The organism is Streptomyces sp. NPDC059373 (assembly GCF_042751495.1).
Taxonomy (GTDB): Bacteria; Actinomycetota; Actinomycetes; order Streptomycetales; family Streptomycetaceae; genus Actinacidiphila.
The window spans coordinates 748,544-762,908 of sequence record NZ_JBHYXC010000002.1; the positions used below are offsets into that span (position 1 = coordinate 748,544).

The following is a 14,365-nucleotide window of genomic DNA, read 5'->3' on the forward strand; positions in this document are numbered from 1 at the left end:
GGAGAGATCACCATGTTCGTACGCATCCTCAAGCGGTGCCGCCGAGCCACCGGCGAGGCCGGCATGACCACCGCCGAATACGCCGTCGGCACCCTTGCCGCCTGCGGCTTCGCGGCCGTGCTCTACAAGGTCGTGACCAGTGGCGCCGTCAGCTCGGCCCTGAGCGGCCTGATCACACGAGCCCTCCATGCCGGCTTCTGACCGCGGCTACGTCACCGCCGAGGCGGCGACCGTCATCCCGACCCTGCTGCTCGTCGCCGCGATGCTGCTGTGGGGGCTAGCGGCGGCCGGCGCGCAGATCCGCTGCGTCGACGCCGCACGCGCCGGTGCCAGGGCCGCCGCGCGCGCCGAGTCCGAATCCGCTGCTCTGGCCGCCGCGCGGTCCGCTGCACCGCGCGGCGCGTCCGTCACGCTCGACCACGCCGGGGATCTGGTCCGGGTCCGTGTCACGGCCCGGGTGGCGGCCCTCACGGTCCGGGGAGACGCCACGGCCCTCGCGGAGGCGGCCCCATGACCCCCGCCGCCGCCCGCCCAGACCGTGGCTCCGCCACGGTCTGGGCGGTGCTCCTCATGGCCCTGCTGTTCCTCGCCGCCGGGGTGCTTCTTGCTCTGGGCCATGCCCTGAACGCCCGCCACCGGGCCGGTGCGGCCGCCGACTTGGCGGCCCTCGCCGCCGCCGACCACGCCCTCGACGGGGAGGCCACCGCCTGCGTCCTCGCCGCCCGGGTCGCCACGGCGCAGGGCGCCCGGCTGCTGCGCTGCGCCGTCGTCGGCGAGATCGCCGACCTCACGACGGCGGTTGGTCCGGCCCAGGTCAGGTCCCGCGCCGGGCCGCAGGCCTCATCCGGGTTGTGGGAAGGCGGTCCGCCGTAAGGCGGCCCACCCCCAACCCGGGGTCACGCGAGAAGCGCGTCGAGCACCCGCACCGCGGCCGCCTTGTCCAGGGGGTCGTTGCCGTTGCCGCATTTGGGGGACTGGACGCAGGAGGGGCAGCCGAAGTCGCAGTCGCAGGAGGCGATCGCCTCCCGCGTGGCTGTGAGCCAACTCCGCGCCGTGTGGAAGGCGCGCTCTGCGAAGCCCGCGCCGCCGGGGTGGCCGTCGTACACGAAGACCGTCGGAAGGCCGGTATCAGGATGCAGGGCGATCGACACCCCGCCGATGTCCCAGCGGTCGCACGTCGCGAAGAGCGGCAGCAGGCCGATGGAGGCGTGCTCGGCGGCATGGAGGGCGCCGGGGAGCTCCTCGGGGTGGACCTGGGCGGCGTCGAGTTGGTCGTCGGTCATGGTCCACCAGACGGCCCGGGTGCGCAGGGTGCGTGGCGGGAGGTCCAGCTTGCTCTCGCCGAGGATCTCGCCGGTGATGAGCCGGCGGCGCAGGAAGGAGACGACCTGGTTGGTGACCTCGACCGAGCCGAAGCAGAGCCGGGCCTCGCCCCAGGCCTCCTCGCGCTCGACCTCCAGCACGGAGACCGAGACGATGTCGCGCGCCATGGTCGAGTACGCCGGGTCCGCCTCCTCGACCAGGGCGACCGAGTCGTCCAGATCGAGCCGCCGCACCAGGTAGGTACGCCCCTGGTGCAGGTGCACCGCGCCCTCGTGCACGGTGGCGTGCGCGGATCCGGCGTCCACGGTGCCGAGCAGGCGTCCGGTCCCGGCCTCGACGACCCGCACGGGGTTTCCGCCGCCGCCGCGGATGTCGGTGAGGTCGGCCGCGCGCTCGCGCCGCGTCCAGTACCAGCCGCCGGCCCGCCGCCGCAGCAGCCCGCGCTGCTCCAACTGGCCGACCAGGCCGGCGGCCTCCGGCCCGAAGAGCTTCAGATCCGCCTCCCCGAGCGGAAGCTCCGCCGCAGCCGCGCACAGATGCGGGGCGAGGACGTAGGGGTTGTCGGGATCCAGCACCGTGGACTCCACGGGGCGCTGGAAGAGCGCCTCCGGGTGGTGGACGAGGTACGTGTCCAGCGGGTCGTCCCGCGCGATGAGCACCGCCAGCGCGCCCTGGCCGCCCCGGCCCGCCCGGCCCGCCTGCTGCCACAGGGAGGCCCGGGTGCCGGGATACCCGGCCAGAAGCACGGCGTCCAGTCCCGAGACGTCCACGCCCAGCTCCAGGGCCGTGGTGGAGGCCAGCCCGAGCAGCCGGCCGTCGTGCAGGTCGCGCTCGATCGCCCGCCGTTCCTCCGGAAGGTAGCCGCCGCGGTAGGCCCCGACCCGGCGCGGCAGCGACGCGTCCACCTCCGCGAGGCGTTCCTTGGCGATCACGGAGACCAGCTCGGCGCCCCGCCGGGACCGTACGAAGGCGACCGTACGGGTGCCCTGGATCACCAGATCGGTCAGCAGGTCGGCCGCCTCGGCCACGGCCGTACGCCGCACGGGGGCGCCCCGCTCGCCGCTCAGCTCGGTCAGCGGCGGCTCCCACAGGGCGAAGGCCAGCTCACCGCGCGGAGAGGCGTCGTCGGTCACCTCCACCACCGGCACGCCGGTCAGCCGGCCCGCCGCCTCCGCCGGGTCGGCGGCCGTGGCCGACGCCAGCAGGAAGACCGGGTCGGAGCCGTAGCGGGCGCACAGCCGCCGCAGCCGGCGGATGACCTGGGCCACGTGGGAGCCGAAGACACCCCGGTACGTGTGGCACTCGTCGATCACCACGTACCGGAGCGCCCGCAGAAAGGACGACCAGCGGGCATGCCCCGGCAGGATGCCCGTGTGCAGCATGTCGGGGTTGGTCAGCACGTACGTGGCGTACTGGCGGACCCACTCCCGCTCCTCGAAAGGCGTGTCGCCGTCGTAGACCGCCGGCCGGATCGCCGTGCCCAGCGGAGCCGCCAGTCGGGCCACGGCGCGCCGCTGATCGGCCGCCAGGGCCTTGGTGGGCGCCAGGTACAGGGCGGTGGCCCCACGGCCGTTCGGAGCCTCGGAGCCGTCCAGCAGGGCGCTCAGCACCGGCACCAGATAAGCGAGCGACTTGCCGGAGGCGGTCCCCGTTGCGACCACGACCGACGTGTTGCCGATAGCGTGGGTGGCGACGCGCGCCTGGTGCTGCCAGGGGCGTTCGATGCCTGCCGTCCGTACGGCCTCGATCACTTCACTGCGGATCTGATCAGGCCAATCGGCATGGCGGCCGACCCGTGCGGGCAAGTGCTCCGTATGGGTGATGCGCGCGGCCCTGCCTGCCCCCGTGGCGAGCCGCTCAAGGAGGACGCGGGGGGACGGGCGGCCGTGCGCCGACTGCGGAAGATCGTGGGCCATCGGCACTCAGTGTGTCACTGGCATGACGGACAATCGCCGTAAGGCGTCGTGCACGCCCGCTGGTAAGTGATTGAATGCCAACGCGGCTGCCGATCCATGGGGGGCGACCGCTCGATGCAAGGTGCTGGAGGATCCGTGGACCTGTCCCTGTCGACTCGAACCGTTGGCGACCGTACGGTCGTCGAGGTCGGCGGCGAGATTGATGTGTACACCGCGCCCAAGCTGCGTGAGCAGCTGGTCGAGCTCGTGAACGACGGCAATTACCACCTGGTCGTGGACATGGAAGGCGTCGACTTCCTGGACTCCACCGGACTCGGTGTGCTGGTCGGCGGGCTCAAGCGGGTTCGTGCGCATGAAGGCTCGCTTCGCCTGGTATGCAACCAGGAGCGCATTCTCAAGATTTTCCGGATTACCGGCCTGACCAAGGTGTTTCCCATCCACACCTCGGTCGACGAGGCCGTCGCGGCGACCGACTGACCGGCTGATCGCTGTACGTACGCGGGGTGCCGGGCGGAAAACGACGCCCGGGCCCCCGTGATGCCCGCCCATAGGCACGAGGGGGAGGCCATGCCCACCGTAGAACTGCTCTTCAGCGCTCTGCCGGAGCACGTCCGCACCGCACGACTCGTAGCGGCCGCGGTAGCGCGCAGGGCGGGGGTGGACGAGGCCGTTCTCGACGAGGTCCGGCTTGCCGTGGGTGAGGCCTGCAGCCGCGCCGTCGGACTGCACCGCAGCAGCGGTGTGGACAAGCCGGTGCGGGTGCTGCTGACCGAGGACGAGAAGAAGTTCTCCATCGAGGTCGGCGACGAGGTCCCCCTCACACCCGTCAACGGCTCGGCCCCCGCTGTCCCGTCGGCCCGCGGCGACGAGCCCGTGCCCGGCCCCGCCCCCGCCGAGGACTCCGAGGCCGACGACGAGGGTCAGATGGGTCTGGCCGTCATCAGCGGCCTGGTTGACGACGTCGAGGTCATAGAGGGCGAGAACGGCGGCCTGATCCGCATGACCTGGCCGACCACAGCGCCGTAGCCCACGACGCGTAGCTCACGACGCCGTAGCGCCGGGTGTCATCGCCCACGACGCCGTAGCCCAGGACGCCCTGGCCTCGGCAGCGAACACTCCCGTGTCGCCCTGTAGCGCCTGCCCCATTCACCGTTTACGGTGAAATTTGTGGTGCGGGCGCTTTGCTATTCCCCCGTGACAGGCGAAAAAGGGTTCCTGCGCCCTGTTTTGATCTAGTTCGGCTCCCTACAATCCGTCCACAATCTTGCTCAGTTCGCCTGAGCGCAGCGGCTCTCGAAGTCGCAGGAGCCGCGCGCCCATGTGCCAAACGTCAAGGAGGACGAATGGCGGGGCAACTCACCCCTCACACGCAGGACATCGCTTCATCCCTGGCCGCCAACCCGGTGCTGACCGACGGCAACCGCAATCTCGTACTGGTCATCGCAGTCGTAGCCATCGCAGCACTGGCGCTCGCGGTGGTGCTGGTACGTCAAGTGCTCTCAGCCGATGAAGGCACCGACAGCATGAAGGAGATCGCGGGCGCCGTTCAGGAGGGCGCGAACGCCTACCTGGCACGGCAGTTCCGCACCCTGGGCGTCTTCGCGGTCGCCGCCTTCTTCCTGCTGATGCTGCTCCCCGCCGACACCACCTCGCAGCGCATCGGACGCAGCGCCTTCTTCCTGGTCGGCGCCGGTTTCTCGGGCGTCACCGGGTACATCGGCATGTGGCTGGCGGTGCGCAGCAACGTACGAGTGGCGGCGGCAGCGCGGGCAGCGACACCCGGGCCCGGCGAGCCGAAGGCCGACCTCACCGCCGTGTCCCACCGCGCCATGAAGATCGCCTTCCGCACCGGCGGTGTGGTCGGCATGTTCACCGTCGGCCTGGGCCTGCTCGGTGCTTCCGTGGTCGTCCTGATCTACAAGCAGGACGCCCCCAAGGTCCTGGAGGGCTTCGGCTTCGGCGCGGCGCTGCTGGCGATGTTCATGAGGGTCGGCGGCGGCATCTTCACCAAGGCCGCCGACGTGGGCGCCGACCTGGTCGGCAAGGTCGAGAAGGGCATCCCGGAGGACGACCCGCGCAACGCCGCGACCATCGCGGACAACGTGGGCGACAACGTCGGCGACTGCGCCGGGATGGCGGCCGACCTCTTCGAGTCGTACGCCGTCACGCTGGTCGCCGCGCTGATCCTCGGCAAGGTGACGTTCGGGGACTCCGGCCTCGCCTTCCCGCTCCTCATCCCCGCGATCGGCGTCCTCACCGCCATGATCGGCATCTTCGCGGTCGCCCCGCGCCGATCCGACCGCAGCGGCATGACCGCCATCAACCGCGGCTTCTTCATCTCCGCCGTGATCTCGCTGGTGCTGGTGGCGGTGGCCACGTTCGTCTACCTGCCGTCCTCGTACGCCGACCTCAAGGGCGTACCGGCCGACATCGCCGCCCACCCCGGCGACCCGCGGATCCTCGCCGTGATCGCGGTCGCCATCGGCATCGTGCTCGCCGCGGTGATCCAGCAGCTCACCGGCTACTTCACCGAGACCAGCCGGCGCCCCGTCCGGGACATCGGCAAGTCCTCGCTCACCGGGCCGGCCACCGTCGTCCTGTCCGGTATCTCGCTCGGCCTGGAGTCGGCGGTCTACTCGGCTGTCCTCATCGGGCTCGCGGTCTACGGGGCCTTCCTGCTGGGCGGTACGTCGGTGTGGCTGGCCCTCTTCGCGGTCGCGCTGGCCGGCACCGGGCTGCTGACCACGGTCGGCGTGATCGTCGCCATGGACACCTTCGGGCCGGTCTCCGACAACGCCCAGGGCATCGCCGAGATGTCCGGTGACGTCCACGGCGAGGGCGCCCAGGTGCTCACCGACCTGGACGCGGTCGGCAACACCACCAAGGCGATCACCAAGGGCATCGCCATCGCGACCGCCGTCCTCGCGGCGACCGCGCTCTTCGGCTCGTTCAAGGAGGCCATCGACACGGCCGTCGCCAAGGCGCAGATCCCCGCCTCCGACGCCCGCTGGCTCACCCTGGACATCTCCCAGCCGAACAACCTCGTCGGGCTGCTGCTCGGCGCCGCGGTCGTGTTCCTCTTCTCCGGGCTCGCCATCAACGCGGTGTCCCGGTCGGCGGGCGCGGTGGTCTACGAGGTGCGGCGGCAGTTCCGCGAGCACCCCGGGATCATGGACTTCTCCGAGAAGCCGGAGTACGGCCGCGTCGTCGACATCTGCACCAAGGACGCCCTGCGCGAACTGGCCACCCCCGGCCTGCTCGCCGTCCTGGCGCCGGTCGCGATCGGCTTCACGTTCGGCGTCGGCTCCCTCGGCTCGTACCTCGCCGGAGCCATCGGCGCGGGCACGCTCATGGCGGTCTTCCTCGCCAACTCCGGTGGCGCCTGGGACAACGCCAAGAAGCTCGTCGAGGACGGCCACTACGGCGGCAAGGGCAGCGAGGCCCACGCCGCGACCGTCATCGGCGACACCGTCGGCGACCCGTTCAAGGACACCGCGGGCCCGGCGATCAACCCGCTGCTCAAGGTCATGAACCTGGTGGCGCTGCTGATCGCCCCCGCCGTCGTGCAGTTCTCGTACGGCAAGGACGCGAATCTCGGCGTGCGGATCGGGGTCGCGGTGATCTCGATCGCCGTGATCGTCGTCGCGGTCTACATCTCCAAGCGGCGCGGCATCACCATGGGCGACGAGGAGGGCACCGAGGGGACGGCCACGCGATCAGCCGACCCTGCGGTGGTGTCGTCCTCCTGACAGCCGACCAACCGTCAAGAGTGTGGCGGGCGTCACCCTTTGGGGTGGCGCCCGCCATCTTTTTCCACGTCAGGTATGTCACTGGTTGCTTGGTGCAAATGGCTATAATACGTGTTGAAAGGTGCGGCCGATTGGTGGCCGGACCCGGTGCGGCGTGTAGGTTCCGGGGCCGTAGAGCCACGGAAGGAACGACAACCGGTGACGAACAAATTCGCGGCTGCGCTGTCCGGTGCGGCTCTGGTCCTGGCGATGGGGTCGCTGTCCGCATGCGGCGACAGCGGCAACAAGAAGCTCGACAGCTGGGCGAAGACGGTCTGCGACCAGGCCGCCACCCAGGTCAAGAAGATCAACGACGCCAACACGGCGATCACCAAGGTGGACAGCGGCGGTCAGCCCGCGGACGTCCAGAAGGCCGACGCGGCGGCCTTCCAGCAGATCTCGGACGCCTACAAGTCGCTCGCGAGCATCGTCGACAAGGCGGGCGACCCGCCGGTCGACAACGGCGCCACGCTGAAGACCGACGCGGTCTCGGACCTGAACAAGCTCTCCACCTCGTACACCGACCTCAAGAAGCAGGTCGACGCCCTCAACACCAAGGACCAGGCCAAGTTCGCCGACGGACTCAAGTCCGTCTCCGACAACCTCGGCAAGGTCAGCAAGAGCGGCGAGCAGGCCCTCGACACCCTCCGCAAGGGTGAAGTCGGCACGGCCATGGCCAAGCAGCCGGGCTGCCAGCAGGGCAGCGCCTCCCCGAGCGCGTCAGCCGGCTGATTCCGATCCCCGGGTGGGGGGCAGGCCGCTCGCCTCAGGCGGACGGCCTACCCCCAACCCGGCAGAATGGCAGCGTGAGTACCACGGACGCCCTACCCACGACCGCGCACGCCGCGCAGCTGCGCGACGCCCTGCGTGCCGCAGCGTTCACCGCTGACGGCTGTCTCGACCTGCTCGGCGCGAGCGCCTACGCCGCGCTCTCCCGGGCGGAGACCGTGCCCGCGCTGCGCGCGACGCGCGGCGGGGGGCCGTTGGAGAGCCTGGTGCGACTGTTCCTGCTGCAGCAGGCCGTGCCGTACGCCTCGGTACGCGGCGTGCTGCCGCTGGAGGAGGCGATCGCGGGCGGCTGGCTGGTGCGGGACGGGGACGAGGTGCGGGCGACGGTGGACGTGCGCCCGTACGCGGGGGACGGCGCCGGTGAGGACTGGTGGATCGTGTCGGACCTCGGGTGCGCGGTGGGCGGCGCGAACGGGATCCGTACGTCCCCGGGGGTGGACCGGGCGGACCTCGTGCTGGGCGTGGGCGGGGCGTCGACGACGCTGGCCGGGATCACGGTCCGGGAGCCCGTCGGCAGTGCGCTCGACCTGGGCAACGGTTCGGGCGTGCAGGCGCTGCACGCGTCCCGGCACGCCACCCGGGTCACCGCGACCGACCTCAACCCGCGGGCCCTGCACTTCACGCGGCTCACGCTTGCGCTGTCCGGCGCGTCGGAGCCGGTGCTGAAGCAGGGCAGCCTGTTCGAGCCGGTCGGCGACGAACGCTTCGACCTGATCGTGTCGAACCCGCCGTTCGTCATCTCGCCGGGCAGCCGCTTCACGTACCGCGACGGCGGCATGGCGGGCGACGACCTGTGCCGGACGCTGGTCCAGCAGTCCGCCGACCACCTCAACGACGGCGGCTACTGCCAGCTGCTCGCCAACTGGCAGCACACCGAGGGCGAGGACTGGCGGGAACGGCTCAGCTCCTGGATTCCGCAGGGCTGCGACGCCTGGATCGTCCAGCGCGAGGTCCAGGACATCACCCAGTACGCAGAGCTGTGGCTGCGCGACGGCGGTGACCACCTGGCCGATCCGGCCGCGTACGCCGCCCATTACGACGCCTGGCTCGACGCCTTCGAACAGCGCAAGGTCAAGGGCATCGGCTTCGGCTGGATCACCGTCCGGAAGACCGGCTCCGACCGCCCCGCCGTCATCGCGGAGGAGTGGCCGCACCCCGTCGAACAACCGCTCGGCCCGCACATCGGCGCCTGGTTCGACCGCCAGGACTTCCTGCGCGGGCACGACGACGCCGCACTGCTCGCCGCCCGCTTCCGGCTCGCCGACGAGGTCGTCCAGGAGCAGGTCGGCCTGCCCGGCGCCGAGGACCCCGAGCACGTGGTGCTGCGCGCCAACCGCGGCATGCGGCGCGCCACCAAGGTCGACACGGTGGGCGCCGGATTCGCCGGGGTCTGCGACGGCAGCCTCACCGCCGGCGCGATCCTGGACGCCATCGCCCAACTGCTGGGCGAGGACCCGGTCATACTGCGGGACCGTACGCCGGAGGCGATCCGCACGCTGGTCGAGCAGGGCTTCCTGGAGCCGCTGGCCGGGTAACCGCGTGACCGTATGACGACGAAGCCCGTCGGCCGGAGGACGGCCGACGGGCTTCGGTGGGTCAAGGCGCTGGGTCAAGGCCGTGGGTCAAGGCGCTGGGTCAGGCGGGCAATCAGCCCTGCAGCACGCGCCCCTGGGCGTCGGTGCGGTCGTTGCTGGTGAAGAAGATGATCGCGTCGATCAGCGACCAGATGCCGCAGCCGCCGCAGGTGAAGAGCTGACCCAGGGCTATGCCCGTGTGGCCGGTGTAGAAGCGGCCGACGCCGAAGCCGCCCAGGAAGAGGGTGAGCAGGCCCGCGGTCGTCTTGTTCTTGTCGGACAGCGGGCGGCCCTGCGGGTCGTAACCGTAGGGGGCGTCAGGGGTGGGCGTAGCCATGGGGTGCTGCTCCTTGCGCGATCAAATGGGGACGAACGGCAGGGCAGACATACGAGATCCGGCCCCCCGCCTCGGATTGACCAGATCTTTGCATCCAGTGCGGGGCGTTGGCCTGTTAATTACGTCTTGTCACGCAACCGTGATCGGCATGTTGCCAACGCCGGTCAGTGCAGGTTGCGCACCACGGCCCACAGCACCGCGATACCGAGCACGACGGCCTGCGCGCGCGGCTCGAGCCTCGGGCGGAACACCCGGCCCTGAAGGCCCTCGGCGAACCACCGCAGGTAGAGGAGGAGTCCGGCCGGGCTGACGATCAGCAGCAGCATGTTGTCGTGGAAGGCGGCGGAGAGGTCCCCGTGCATCAGGTCGTAGACCATGCGGGTGCCGCCGCAGGCCGGACAGTACAGCCCGGTCACCCAGTTGAAGGGGCAGCGGGGGAGCCAGTGGCCCGGCTGGTGCGGGTTCGTGCCGTAGAGATACGCGGCGGCGCCGATGCCCGCGGCGGCGGATGCCAGTGAGGCCGTGGCCGGTCGTCCGGCCACGGCCCGGAGGCGGGTGAGCGCCTCAGCCATGCAGGATCCGGCCGTTGGAGTCGGTGCGGTCGTTGCTGGTGAGGAAGAGGATGCCGTCGATCAGCGACCAGACGCCGCAGCCCCCGCAGGTGAACAGCTGGGCCAGGCCTATGCCGATGTCGCCGGTGTAGAAGCGGCCGATGCCCAGGCCGCCGACCAGGAGCTGCAGAACGCCGGCCACGACCTTGGACTTGTCGGACAGCGGGCGGCCGTACGCGTCGTAGCCGTAGGGGGCGTTGGGGTCGCCGGTGTAGCCGGCCCCGTATCCGGCCCCGTAGCCGCCGGGTCCGCCGGGGGGCGGGTAGGCGCCCTGCTGCGGGTAGCCGTAACCCGGCTGGCCGCCGGGCTGTCCTGCGGGCTGCTGCGGGTAGCCGTAACCGTCGCCGGGTGGAGGGCCGTAGGGGTTGTTCGGGTCGGACATCTCGGGGTTCCCCGTTCTGCGGACTGCGGAAGGTGGTTCGGTCGTCGTCGGTCATCTTGTCAGGTCGGACAGAGCCGTAGAGAGGGGTACGCGTGCGCTTCGCCACCGTCGAAAACGCGCCACGGCGTTCACCCGGGATTCGCCTGGGCTTGGCCCCGGCGTGGCAGTCTGCGGCGCACGTCGAGGAGCACGTCGGAGAAGCACGTCGGAGAAGACACAGAGAAGAGGGACGACATGGACACCGCACCAGCGGTCTTCGCCGGGACGGTCTTCGCGCTCTTCGGGGCCGGGGTGCTGCTGTGGACGGTGACTCGCATCACCCGAGGGGTGCCGGTGACCGAGGGCGGCGGGCAGACCGCGACGGTGGTCGCGGTGTTCTTCGGAGCGGCCTCACTGCTCGCGGGTGTCTGGTCTTTGCTACGTATCTGAGCGCAGTTCGATCACCGCGAGTCGTGCCCATGACACGCACTGCCACCAGGATGAATCGGACATGACTGGCAGTCCGTGCGGCAGACAGGACGCTTGTCGGGTTACCGTTCGAGTGGCGTTGCGGACTTTTCGCGTTTGACACGGGGCCGGGATGTACGGTCACACTCCGCAGCGAGACCACCCTTCGATCCGGAGAGAAGAGCGAAGTTGTCCCCGACCCGCGAGACCGCACAGGGCGGCCGCCGCCGACTCGTCATCGTCGAGTCGCCCGCCAAGGCGAAGACGATCAAGGGCTACCTCGGCCCTGGTTACGTGGTCGAGGCCAGCGTCGGGCACATCCGCGACCTCCCCAACGGGGCCGCCGAGGTGCCGGCGGAGTTCAAGGGCCAGCCGTGGGCGCGGCTCGGCGTGAACGTCGACAGCGAGTTCCAACCGATCTACGTCGTCAACGCCGACAAGAAGGCACAGGTCAAGAAGCTCAAGGACCTGCTGAAGGAGTCCGACGAACTTCTCCTCGCCACCGATGAGGACCGCGAGGGCGAGGCCATCGCCTGGCACCTGCAGGAAGTCCTCAAGCCCAAGGTCCCGGTCCGCCGGATGGTCTTCCACGAGATCACCAAGGACGCCATCCAGGAAGCCGTCCGCAATCCCCGCGAGCTGAACCAGCCCCTCGTCGACGCCCAGGAGACCCGCCGGATCCTCGACCGCCTCTACGGCTACGAGGTCTCGCCGGTCCTGTGGAAGAAGGTCATGCCCCGGCTGTCGGCCGGCCGTGTCCAGTCCGTGGCGACCCGGCTCGTCGTGCAGCGGGAGCGCGAGCGCATCGCCTTCCGCTCCGCCGAGTACTGGGACCTCGCCGGCACCTTCGCCACCGGCCGCACCGGCGACGCGTCCGACCCCGGCACCTTCGCCGCCAAGCTGACCACCGTCGACGGCCGCCGGGTCGCCCAGGGCCGCGACTTCGACGCGGCCACCGGGCAGCTGAAGGACGGCGCCACCGTCCTCCACCTCGACGAGTCCGCCGCGCGCACCCTGGCCGCCGCCCTCGCCGACGCGTCCTTCGCGGTGCGGTCCGTCGAGTCCAAGCCCTACCGCCGCTCGCCGTACGCGCCCTTCCGTACGACGACCCTCCAGCAGGAGGCCGCGCGCAAGCTCGGCTTCGGCGCGAAGGCCACCATGCAGGTCGCCCAGAAGCTGTACGAGAACGGCTTCATCACCTACATGCGTACGGACTCCACAACCCTGTCCGAGACGGCCATCACCGCCGCTCGCGCCCAGGTCACGCAGCTGTACGGCGCCGAGTACCTCCCCGACAAGCCGCGCGTCTACACCGGCAAGGTCAAGAACGCCCAGGAGGCGCACGAGGCGATCCGCCCCTCCGGCGACCGCTTCCGTACCCCCGCCGAGACCGGCCTCACCGGCGACCAGTACCGGCTCTACGAGCTGATCTGGATGCGTACGGTCGCCTCGCAGATGAAGGACGCCGTCGGGCAGAGCGTGACCGTGAAGGTCGGCGGCCGGGCGTCGGACGGCCGGGACGCCGAGTTCTCCGCCTCCGGCAAGATCATCACCTTCCACGGCTTCATGAAGGCCTACGTCGAAGGCGCCGACGACCCGAACGCCGAGCTGGACGACCGCGAGCGCCGCCTGCCGCAGGTCAGCGAGGGCGACGCGCTCACGGCCGAGGAGATCACCGCCGACGGCCACGCCACCAAGCCGCCGGCCCGCTACACCGAGGCCTCACTGGTCAAGGAGCTGGAGGAGCGCGAGATCGGCCGCCCGTCGACGTACGCGTCGATCATCGGCACGATCCTCGACCGCGGCTATGTCTTCAAGAAGGGCACGGCCCTCGTCCCGTCCTTCCTGAGCTTCGCCGTCGTCGGACTCCTGGAGAAGCACTTCGGGCGCCTGGTCGACTACGACTTCACCGCCAAGATGGAGGACGACCTCGACCGCATCGCGCGCGGCGAGGCCCGTGCCGTGCCGTGGCTCCGCCGCTTCTACTTCGGCTCCGAGCACGGTGCCGAGGGCTCCGCCGCCGACGCCGGCAACGGAGACGGCGACCACCTCGGCGGCCTCAAGGAACTCGTCGAGGACCTCGGCGCCATCGACGCCCGCGAGGTCTCCTCGTTCCCCGTCGGCACCGGCGGCATCATGCTCCGCGTCGGCCGCTACGGCCCGTACGTCGAGAAGCCGTCCGAGGTCGAGGGCGAGCCCGGCCAGCGCGCCGACGTCCCCGACGACCTCCCCCCGGACGAGCTCACGGTCGAGCTCGCCGAGGAGTTCCTGGCCAAGCCCAGCGGCGACTTCGAGCTCGGCGCCGACCCCGAAACCGGCCGCCAGATCGTCGCCAAGGACGGCCGCTACGGTCCGTACGTCACCGAGATCCTCCCCGAGGGCACCCCGAAGACCGGCAAGAACGCGGTCAAGCCGCGCACTGCCTCGCTCTTCAAGTCCATGTCGCTCGACACGGTGACCCTCGAAGACGCGCTGCGGCTGATGTCGCTGCCCCGCGTCGTCGGCGTCGACCCCGAGTCCGGCACCGAGATCACGGCCCAGAACGGCCGCTACGGCCCGTACCTGAAGAAGGGCACTGACTCGCGCTCCCTCGAGACCGAGGACCAGCTCTTCACCATCACCCTCGACGAAGCCCTGGCCATCTACGCCCAGCCCAAGGCCCGCGGCCGCGCCGCCGCCAAGCCGCCCCTGAAGGAACTGGGCACCGACCCGGTCAGCGAGCGCCCCGTCGTCGTGAAGGACGGCCGCTTCGGCCCGTACGTCACGGACGGCGAGACCAACGCGACCCTCCGGACCGGCGACAGCGTCGAGGACATCACGCCGGAGCGCGGCTACGAACTCCTCGCGGAGAAGCGGGCCAAGGCTCCCGTCAAGAAGAAGGCCGTGGCCAAGAAGGCTCCCGCGAAGAAGGCTGCCGCCAAGAAGACGGCTGCCAAGAAGACGACGACTTCCGCGGCCAAGAAGACCGCCGCCGCCAAGAAGGCCCCCTCGGCCTCAGCCACGAAGTCGGTCGACTAGTCCGCCAGGGGGCTCCGCCCCCTGGACCCCCGAACGCCCTTCTGGGGGTGCCCCCTCTGGGGAGTGTCCTCAAACGCCGGACGGGCTGAATCTGGTCCAACCGGGTTGTGGGTAGGCCGTCCGCCTGAGGCGAGCGAAGCGAGGTGGGGGTCCCCCCGGCCGAAGGCTGGGGGAGGGCTG

The 14,365-nt window shown here is 70.7% G+C and carries 14 protein-coding genes; 10 read left to right on the plus strand and 4 right to left on the minus strand.

Translation table 11 applies throughout. The annotated features are described in order from the left end of the window. Window positions 1–12 precede the first annotated feature (12 nt). The 3 genes from ACFXJ5_RS07700 to ACFXJ5_RS07710 are packed head-to-tail and all read left to right on the plus strand — an operon-like array spanning window position 13 to window position 873. Window positions 13–201 carry a DUF4244 domain-containing protein gene (locus tag ACFXJ5_RS07700; RefSeq protein WP_384628240.1) on the plus strand — a complete coding sequence of 63 codons (189 nt, stop codon included), beginning with the start codon at window positions 13–15 and terminating at the stop codon, window positions 199–201. Further along, window positions 188–514, plus strand: coding sequence for a TadE family type IV pilus minor pilin (locus ACFXJ5_RS07705; RefSeq protein WP_384628243.1), 327 nt, complete (start codon window positions 188–190; stop codon window positions 512–514). The genes ACFXJ5_RS07700 and ACFXJ5_RS07705 overlap by 14 nt, the downstream gene beginning before the upstream one ends. Beyond that, window positions 511–873 carry an Rv3654c family TadE-like protein gene (locus ACFXJ5_RS07710; RefSeq protein WP_384628246.1) on the plus strand — a complete coding sequence of 121 codons (363 nt, stop codon included), beginning with the start codon at window positions 511–513 and terminating at the stop codon, window positions 871–873. Before ACFXJ5_RS07705 ends, ACFXJ5_RS07710 begins: the two co-directional genes overlap by 4 nt. 23 nt (window positions 874–896) lie before the next feature. Here ACFXJ5_RS07710 and ACFXJ5_RS07715 read toward each other — a convergent pair whose 3' ends face one another. Beyond that, window positions 897–3,239 (minus strand): DEAD/DEAH box helicase, encoded by a 2,343-nt coding sequence (locus ACFXJ5_RS07715; protein WP_384628248.1) that lies wholly within the window; start codon window positions 3,237–3,239, stop codon window positions 897–899. A 135-nt stretch (window positions 3,240–3,374) separates the two neighbouring features. On the opposite strand from ACFXJ5_RS07715, the gene bldG reads away from it, so the two are divergent. The 5 genes from bldG to ACFXJ5_RS07740 all read left to right on the plus strand — a co-directional run bounded on the left by bldG (window position 3,375) and on the right by ACFXJ5_RS07740 (window position 9,351). Next, on the plus strand, window positions 3,375–3,716 hold the full coding sequence (bldG, locus tag ACFXJ5_RS07720; protein ID WP_384628251.1) for an anti-sigma factor antagonist BldG: 342 nt from the start codon (window positions 3,375–3,377) through the stop codon (window positions 3,714–3,716). 90 nt (window positions 3,717–3,806) lie between these two features. Continuing rightward, window positions 3,807–4,265, plus strand: a complete 459-nt coding sequence (locus ACFXJ5_RS07725; protein WP_384628254.1) for an ATP-binding protein — start codon at window positions 3,807–3,809, stop codon at window positions 4,263–4,265. 317 nt (window positions 4,266–4,582) lie between these two features. Next, a complete protein-coding gene (locus ACFXJ5_RS07730) occupies window positions 4,583–6,988 on the plus strand; it encodes a sodium-translocating pyrophosphatase (protein ID WP_384628257.1) in 2,406 nt (801 codons plus the stop codon). A 198-nt stretch (window positions 6,989–7,186) separates the two neighbouring features. Beyond that, window positions 7,187–7,759, plus strand: a complete 573-nt coding sequence (locus ACFXJ5_RS07735) for a small secreted protein (protein ID WP_384628259.1) — start codon at window positions 7,187–7,189, stop codon at window positions 7,757–7,759. A 74-nt stretch (window positions 7,760–7,833) separates the two neighbouring features. After that, the gene (locus ACFXJ5_RS07740; protein ID WP_384628262.1) at window positions 7,834–9,351 is read left to right on the plus strand and encodes a DUF7059 domain-containing protein; all 1,518 of its coding nucleotides are present in this window, start codon (window positions 7,834–7,836) and stop codon (window positions 9,349–9,351) included. Window positions 9,352–9,463: 112 nt separating this feature from the next. Here the strand turns inward: ACFXJ5_RS07740 and ACFXJ5_RS07745 are convergent, their stop codons facing one another. The 3 genes from ACFXJ5_RS07745 to ACFXJ5_RS07755 form a co-directional block, all read right to left on the minus strand. Then, a complete protein-coding gene (locus ACFXJ5_RS07745) occupies window positions 9,464–9,727 on the minus strand; it encodes a TM2 domain-containing protein (protein ID WP_384628265.1) in 264 nt (87 codons plus the stop codon). Window positions 9,728–9,891: 164 nt separating this feature from the next. Then, window positions 9,892–10,299, minus strand: coding sequence for a DUF2752 domain-containing protein (locus tag ACFXJ5_RS07750; RefSeq protein WP_384628268.1), 408 nt, complete (start codon window positions 10,297–10,299; stop codon window positions 9,892–9,894). Further along, complete coding sequence (locus ACFXJ5_RS07755) at window positions 10,292–10,720, minus strand: TM2 domain-containing protein (RefSeq protein WP_384628270.1); 429 nt, start codon at window positions 10,718–10,720, stop codon at window positions 10,292–10,294. The genes ACFXJ5_RS07750 and ACFXJ5_RS07755 overlap by 8 nt, the downstream gene beginning before the upstream one ends. Before the next feature lie 234 nt (window positions 10,721–10,954). Here ACFXJ5_RS07755 and ACFXJ5_RS07760 point away from each other — a divergent pair, with 234 nt between their 5' ends. Both ACFXJ5_RS07760 and topA read left to right on the plus strand, forming a co-directional pair. Further along, window positions 10,955–11,149, plus strand: coding sequence for a hypothetical protein (locus ACFXJ5_RS07760; protein WP_384628273.1), 195 nt, complete (start codon window positions 10,955–10,957; stop codon window positions 11,147–11,149). Between the two features lie 207 nt (window positions 11,150–11,356). Continuing rightward, window positions 11,357–14,185, plus strand: coding sequence for a type I DNA topoisomerase (topA, locus tag ACFXJ5_RS07765; protein ID WP_384628276.1), 2,829 nt, complete (start codon window positions 11,357–11,359; stop codon window positions 14,183–14,185). Window positions 14,186–14,365: the final 180 nt, after the last annotated feature.

Bases quoted from the DNA above. Each gene is read 5' to 3' on its own strand.
- ACFXJ5_RS07700 (WP_384628240.1), top strand. From the start codon at position 13: ATGTTCGTACGCATCCTCAAGCGGTGCCGCCGAGCCACCGGCGAGGCC.
- ACFXJ5_RS07705 (WP_384628243.1), top strand. From the start codon at position 188: ATGCCGGCTTCTGACCGCGGCTACGTCACCGCCGAGGCGGCGACCGTC.
- ACFXJ5_RS07710 (WP_384628246.1), top strand. From the start codon at position 511: ATGACCCCCGCCGCCGCCCGCCCAGACCGTGGCTCCGCCACGGTCTGG.
- ACFXJ5_RS07715 (WP_384628248.1), bottom strand. From the start codon at position 3,239: ATGGCCCACGATCTTCCGCAGTCGGCGCACGGCCGCCCGTCCCCCCGC.
- ACFXJ5_RS07725 (WP_384628254.1), top strand. From the start codon at position 3,807: ATGCCCACCGTAGAACTGCTCTTCAGCGCTCTGCCGGAGCACGTCCGC.
- ACFXJ5_RS07730 (WP_384628257.1), top strand. From the start codon at position 4,583: ATGGCGGGGCAACTCACCCCTCACACGCAGGACATCGCTTCATCCCTG.
- ACFXJ5_RS07745 (WP_384628265.1), bottom strand. From the start codon at position 9,727: ATGGCTACGCCCACCCCTGACGCCCCCTACGGTTACGACCCGCAGGGC.
- ACFXJ5_RS07750 (WP_384628268.1), bottom strand. From the start codon at position 10,299: ATGGCTGAGGCGCTCACCCGCCTCCGGGCCGTGGCCGGACGACCGGCC.
- ACFXJ5_RS07755 (WP_384628270.1), bottom strand. From the start codon at position 10,720: ATGTCCGACCCGAACAACCCCTACGGCCCTCCACCCGGCGACGGTTAC.
- ACFXJ5_RS07760 (WP_384628273.1), top strand. From the start codon at position 10,955: ATGGACACCGCACCAGCGGTCTTCGCCGGGACGGTCTTCGCGCTCTTC.